The sequence below is a fragment of the Enterobacter sp. K16B genome (assembly GCF_020216105.1).
Lineage (GTDB): Bacteria > Pseudomonadota > Gammaproteobacteria > Enterobacterales > Enterobacteriaceae > Enterobacter > Enterobacter sichuanensis.
Window position 1 is genome coordinate 1 of the sequence record NZ_JAIWJZ010000180.1, and the last position, 1,689, is coordinate 1,689.

Sequence of the window (1,689 nt, forward strand, 5' to 3'; positions counted from 1 at the left end):
CGCTGGCATTCCTTTCGGCTCCCATTTTTTTCATGGCGGCGGTTAGTCTTTCTATCTGCGGCAGTACTGCGTTATAACTTTCGGCCCGGCCACTCCCGGCAGGCATGGGATGATTTGAATCATAACGACCACTGAGCGCGCCTTGCTCCAGGACCATGTAAGCAAAGAACGTGATGTTATTTTGTCGGCAATAATCAAGGATCCCGGCCTCTTCAGAAGCGCGATAGAGCAGGCTGTAGTGATTTTGTACTGCACTGAGGGAATAACCGGAAGCGTTAAGGATTTCATTGGCGCGTCTGATTTGTGCCAGATTGTGGTTGGAAACACCTACGCGTTTGACCTTACCGCTTTGTAAAAGTGGGATCAGTCCTGGCGTCCATTTTTCGACGTCGAGGGGATTATGGATCCAGTAGATATCAATCGCGTCCACACCCAGGCGTCCGAGGCTGGCCTCAAGCATATCGCTGACAGGCTGTGCAGACTGCTCGTTCGCAATCTGCGGCGTGAATTTGGTGGATAAAATCATATCCTCGCGGGGGAACTGACGGACTAATGTTCCCAGCGCTGCCTCGGAACTCCCCATGCCATATACTGCTGCGGTATCCCAGAGGTTGAGACCCTTACTCATGGCCGTGGTGAACACGTCTGCCATCTGAGTATCAGAAAGATGATTGCCGAAGACGGTGTCGCCACCGGCGAAGCCTGTGCCCCAGGACCATGTGCCGAGCGCGACTGGAGGAAGAGTTTTCATATTCAGTTCCTGAAAAAAGGCCGGAACGTTGCTGACGTAAACCGGCCAAAGAGGGTGAGTAACGATGAAAGACAGATGAATGAATTAAGTTGGCTGGCGGAGGGCATTTAACAGCGCCACACCGACACCGTGCGCTGAAGCGGGATTCTGCCCCGTGATAAGGCGTCCGTCGGTAACCACGTTTTCAGACCAGTTCGGGGCTTCATGATGAAGCGCGCCATGCTCGCGGAGTGCAGTCTCAAGCAGGTAGGGAACCACATCTGTGGTGTGAACTTCTTCCTCTTCCTTGTTGGTAAAGGCCGCCACGTTTTTGCCTTTCACCAGGTATTCGCCGTTGCTGAGCTTTGCGTCAACCAGTGCCGCAGGTCCGTGGCAGACGGCTGCGACAATCCCATCACTTTCATATACTTCGCGGATAACACGCTGGGCATCCTGGCTGTCGCGGAAATCCCACATGGTTCCATGGCCGCCCGCAAAGAAAACGGCGCTGTAATCGGTACCGTTCAGCTCGGATAACGCTGGTGTTGTTGCCAGGCGCTGCTGAAAATTGGTTTCGTTCCAGTACCAGGCGTTGACAGGATCGCTGAGGTCAAATCCATCCACCGGCGGCTGTCCCCCGCGAATGCTGGCTATCATCGTTTTTAGTCCGGCATCTTCCAGTACTTTCAGCGGATGGGTCAGCTCGGCCAGGAAAAAACCGGTTGGAACACCGGATGCGCCTTTAATCGGATGGCTGGAAACGACACACAGCACGGGTTTATCTGCAGGTTTCATATCGGGCCTCACTATTTATTTTTGTATTCAGCGGCAAAAAGATTTTCCCAGTTAATAAAGGAGCCAAGCGGAATGCACTCAAAGCTTAATAAGCCAGCTTTTGCCAGCGGGAAATCGGCCATTACGTTCATCGCTTCATCGACAGAGTCACATTCAAGAAAAAT

At 52.8% G+C, this 1,689-nt stretch carries 2 protein-coding genes and 1 pseudogene; all 3 read right to left on the reverse strand.

The annotated features are described in order from the left end of the window. Positions 1–751 (reverse strand): aldo/keto reductase (locus LDK53_RS22345; protein ID WP_225288117.1); only part of this gene is annotated, 751 nt, incomplete at its 3' end. A gap of 84 nt (positions 752–835) precedes the next feature. Beyond that, entirely contained in the window at positions 836–1,525 is a 690-nt protein-coding gene (locus tag LDK53_RS22350; protein ID WP_225288118.1) for a type 1 glutamine amidotransferase domain-containing protein, read from the reverse strand. Between the two features lie 11 nt (positions 1,526–1,536). Continuing rightward, a pseudogene (locus tag LDK53_RS22355) lies at positions 1,537–1,689 on the reverse strand (superoxide dismutase); the annotation flags it as partial.